At 70.9% G+C, this 4457-nt stretch carries 3 protein-coding genes; 1 reads left to right on the top strand and 2 read right to left on the bottom strand.

Going from position 1 to position 4457, the window contains the following annotated elements; translation table 11 throughout:
- Positions 1-70: 70 nt before the first annotated feature.
- Positions 71-904, top strand: coding sequence for a peptidylprolyl isomerase (locus DKL51_RS02995; protein WP_109947997.1), 834 nt, complete (start codon positions 71-73; stop codon positions 902-904).
- A 63-nt stretch (positions 905-967) separates the two neighbouring features.
- Here the strand turns inward: DKL51_RS02995 and DKL51_RS02990 are convergent, their stop codons facing one another.
- Positions 968-3454, bottom strand: coding sequence for a RelA/SpoT family protein (locus DKL51_RS02990; protein WP_109947998.1), 2487 nt, complete (start codon positions 3452-3454; stop codon positions 968-970).
- A gap of 221 nt (positions 3455-3675) precedes the next feature.
- Complete coding sequence (locus tag DKL51_RS02985; protein ID WP_109947999.1) at positions 3676-4242, bottom strand: adenine phosphoribosyltransferase; 567 nt, start codon at positions 4240-4242, stop codon at positions 3676-3678.
- Positions 4243-4457 lie beyond the last annotated feature (215 nt).

Below are 4457 nucleotides of genomic sequence, written 5' to 3'. Positions count from 1 at the left end.
GGCTGACCCGGCCCGCCCACCCACCGCAGCGGCATCGTCCGCGCCCGAGAAGTTTTCGTAAGGAGTGACCGTGACGTCCACGAGAGAGCGGCAGCGCGCGGCGGCGCGGGCCCGACTCGAGCGGGAGATGGCCGAGCGCGCGGCCCAGGCCCGCAAGCGCCGGCGGACGCAGGCGATCGTCGGTTCCGCGGCGGCGCTGCTGCTCGTGGTGGCCGGCACCATCTGGCTGGTGAGCGCGCTCGGCGACGACGACAAGAAGCAGAACGCCGCCGACGGCACCCCGGGCTACGCGCAGTGCGCGTTCACCGAGGTCCCCAAGGACGGCGCGGCCGGCCAGGTCAAGGATGTCGGGCTGCCGCCGGCCCAGCAGCAGGACACCGGCACCCAGACCATGACGCTCGACACCAACCTGGGCCCGGTCACCGCGAAGATCGACCGGGCGAAGGTGCCCTGCACCGCGGGCAGCTTCACCCACCTGGCCAGCAAGGGCTTCTTCGACAACACCAAGTGCCACCGGCTGGTGACCGAAGGCATCAAGGTGCTCCAGTGCGGCGACCCGAGCGTCACCGGCAAGGGCTGGCGAAAGACCGACGGCACCGGCGGCCCGAGCTACCGGATGGCGGAGGAGAACCTGCCGACCGACCAGCGTCCCGCCTACCCGGAGGGCGTGATCGCGATGGCCAAGACCCAGGAGCCGGGGAGCACGGGCAGCCAGTTCTTCATCGTCTACGGCGACTCCCAGCTCGACCCCAGCTACACCGTGCTCGGCACGATCACCGGCGGAATGGACCTGGTGAAGCAGGTCGCCGCCGCGGGCAGCGACAACGCCAACCAGCCCGGCGACGGTCATCCGAAGAAGGAGATCGTCATCAAGAAGCTGGCGATGAGCGACATCCAGGGCTGAGCCCGACCCGTACGACGAAGCGCCCGCCGGCAGCAGCCGGCGGGCGCTTCTCGTTGCTGTGGCTCAGGCGCCCGAGGTGACCCGGTACGCGTCGAAGACCCCGTCGACCTTGCGCACCGCGGCCAGCAGGTGGCCCAGGTGCTTCGGGTCGGCCATCTCGAAGCTGAACCGGCTCACCGCCACCCGGTCCCGGGTGGTGGTGACCGTCGCGGAGAGGATGTTGACCCGCTCGTCGGAGAGCACCCGGGTCACGTCGGCGAGCAGCTTGTGCCGGTCCAGCGCCTCCACCTGGATCGCCACCAGGAAGGTCGACGCCGACGTGAGCTTCCAGCTCACCTCGACCACCCGCTCGCTCTGCGCGCGCAGGTCCTCGGCGTTGGCGCAGTCGTCCCGGTGCACGCTCACCCCGCCGGAGCGGGTGACGAAGCCGAAGACGGCATCCGGCGGCACCGGGGTGCAGCAGCGGGCCAGCTTGATCCACACGTCGCTGACGCCCCGGACGACCACGCCCGGGTCCGCGCTGCTCTGCCGGCTGCGCGGCGGCCGGGTGGCGACGGCGGTCTCGGCGATGTCCTCCGCCGCGCCCTCCTCGCCGCCGTACGCGGCCATCAGCTTCTGCACGACCGACTGGGCGGAGACCTGGCTGTCGCCGACCGCCGCGTAGAGCGAGGCGACGTCGGCCAGGTGCAGGTCCCGGGCGATCGCCATCAGCGCGTCCGAGGTGAGCATGCGCTGCAGCGGCATGCCCTGCTTGCGCATCGCCTTGACGATCGAGTCCTTGCCGGCCTCGATCGCCTCCTCGCGGCGCTCCTTGTTGAAGTACTGGCGGATCTTGGTGCGGGCGCGGGGGCTCTTGACGAAGCCGAGCCAGTCCTGCGTCGGGCCGGCCGTGTCGGACTTCGAGGTGAATATCTCGATCACGTCGCCGTTGGAGAGCGTCGACTCCAGCGGCACCAGCTTGCCGTTGACCCGGGCACCGATGCACTTGTGCCCGACCTCGGTGTGCACCGCGTACGCGAAGTCCACCGGCGTCGACCCGGTCGGCAGCGGGATGACGTCACCCTTCGGGGTGAAGACGTACACCTCCTGGCTGGACAGGTCGAACCGGAGCGCGTCCAGGAACTCGCTCGGGTCGGCCGCCTCCCGCTGCCAGTCCAGCAGCTGGCGCAGCCAGGTCATCTCGTCGATGTGCGCCGGCGGCCCGACGATCTGGGTGCCCTTGTGCTCCTTGTACTTCCAGTGCGCGGCGATGCCGAACTCGGCGGTGCGGTGCATGGCGTACGTGCGGATCTGCATCTCCACCGGTTTGCCGGTGGGCCCGATGACCGTCGTGTGCAACGACTGGTACATGTTGAACTTGGGCATGGCGATGTAGTCCTTGAACCGGCCCGGCACCGGCTGCCAGTTGGCGTGGATGACGCCCAGCGCCGCGTAGCAGTCCCGCACCGTGTCGACCAGGATCCGCACCCCGACCAGGTCGTAGATGTCGTTGAAGTCGCGACCCCGCACGATCATCTTCTGGTAGATCGAGTAGAGGTGCTTCGGCCGGCCGGTGACCTCCGCCTTGATCTTGGCGGACTTGAGGTCCACCTGGACCTTCTGGGTGACCTGCTTCAGCAGCGCCTCGCGCTGCGGCTGGTGCTCCCCGATCAGCCGGTTGATCTCCTCGAACCGCTTCGGGAACAGCGTGCCGAAGGCCAGATCCTCCAGCTCCCACTTGATGGTGTTCATACCGAGGCGGTGGGCCAGCGGGGCCAGAATCTCCAGCGTCTCCTTCGCCTTCTGCTCCTGCTTGGGGCGGGGCAGGAAGGTGAGGGTACGCATGTTGTGCAGCCGGTCGGCGAGCTTGATCACCAGCACCCGCGGGTCCTTGGCCATCGCCACGACCATCTTGCGGATCGTCTCCGCCTTGGCCGCGTCGCCCAGCTTCACCTTGTCGAGCTTGGTCACGCCGTCGACCAGCAGGGCCACCTCGCCGCCGAAGTCCGCCCGCATCTGGTCGAGGGTGTACTCCGTGTCCTCGATGGTGTCGTGCAGCAGCGCGGCGACCAGTGTGGTGGTGTCCATCCCCAGGTTGCCCAGGATGGTGGCCACCGCCAGGGGGTGCGTGATGTACGGGTCACCCGACTTGCGGTACTGACCGGAGTGCCAGCGCGCCGCCGTGTCGAACGCCCGCTGGAGCAGCCGGGCATCGGCCTTGGGGTGATTCTCCCGGTGGGTCGCGATCAGCGGCTCCAGCACCTCGCTGACCTGCGAGGTCTGCCAGGGCGCGTTGAACCGGGCCAGCCGGGCCCGGACCCGCCGCCCGGTCGGGGCGTTGGAGAGCGCGAAGCCGCCGCTCGGCGAGGGATCACCCGAGCCGTCAGGGAACGGCACCACGACCCCGTCGCCGGACGACGTGCCGCCGTCCGCCGTCGCGTCCGGGCCGACGCCGTTACCGGAGCCGGTCACCCGGGCCGGCGGGTTCCCGCTCCGCTCGGTCACCGAGCCGTCCGCGTCGCCTGTCGGGTGCACCGTGCCCTCCACCGGAGGGACGACATCGTGGGACACCGGCCTCCTCACCGCTCGCCGGGGATGCGCCGGCCGTACGGCCGACGTTCTGTGCAACCGGCCACCGGGCCGGCGTTGTTCCGCGCCGGCCTCGCGCCGGCCGTCCTGCCGCCGGGCGGACGGTCGCCCGCCGACTCAGCAAAGGGCAATGCTACCCGCAGGCAGGGTCCCCCGCCGCTCCGCCGGACGGACCGCACCGGGTCCGTCCGACGGCGCCGGTATCAAACGGTCAGCAGGGCATGGACCGGACGCGGGGCGAGCCGCTTGCGGCCCTCCAGGAAGCCCAACTCCAGCAGCACGGTGAAGCCGGCGACCGTGCCCCCGGCCCGCTCCACCAGGTCGAGGGTCGCCTCGGCGGTGCCGCCGGTGGCGAGCACGTCGTCGACCACCAGCACCCGGTGCCCGGCGGTGAACGCGTCCTGGTGCACCTCCAGGGTCGCCTCGCCGTACTCCAGCTCGTACGAGGCCGAGTACGCGGGGCGGGGCAGCTTCCCGGCCTTGCGGACCGGGACCACGCCCACCCCGGTGGCGTACGCGATGGCGGCGGCGATGACGAAGCCCCGGGCCTCGATGCCGACCACGATGTCGAAGGCGTCCCGACCGTGGTGCGCGACGATCCCGTCGATCACCTCACGGAACACGTCGCCGTCGGCGAAGAGCGGCATCAGGTCCTTGAACATCACTCCGGGCTTCGGGAAGTCCGGCACGTCCAGCACCCGGCTGGCCACCAGCTGGGCCACCTCCGGGCCGCTGTCTCCCCGTACCGCGGTGCTGTGGGTCTCCGTCACGGCGCTTTCCGCTCCCCTTCGTACGACGACGGCGTCCTTCATGCTGCTCGCACAGCATGAAGGACGCCGGGTCACCGGTTGCTACCGGGTACGTCCCCTCCGGCCGGTCAGCGGCGCTTCGCACCGCCCGGCCGATTGCCGCCGCCCCCGGTGGGACGGCCACCCCGGGTGCCGGTCGGCCGCTTGCCGACCGGCCGGGCGCCCACCTTCGGCGC

Origin of the sequence: Micromonospora globispora (assembly GCF_003857015.1) — a bacterium.
Classification (GTDB): Bacteria; Actinomycetota; Actinomycetes; order Mycobacteriales; family Micromonosporaceae; genus Micromonospora; species Micromonospora globispora.
This window is presented reverse-complemented; position numbering and strand designations above follow the sequence as displayed.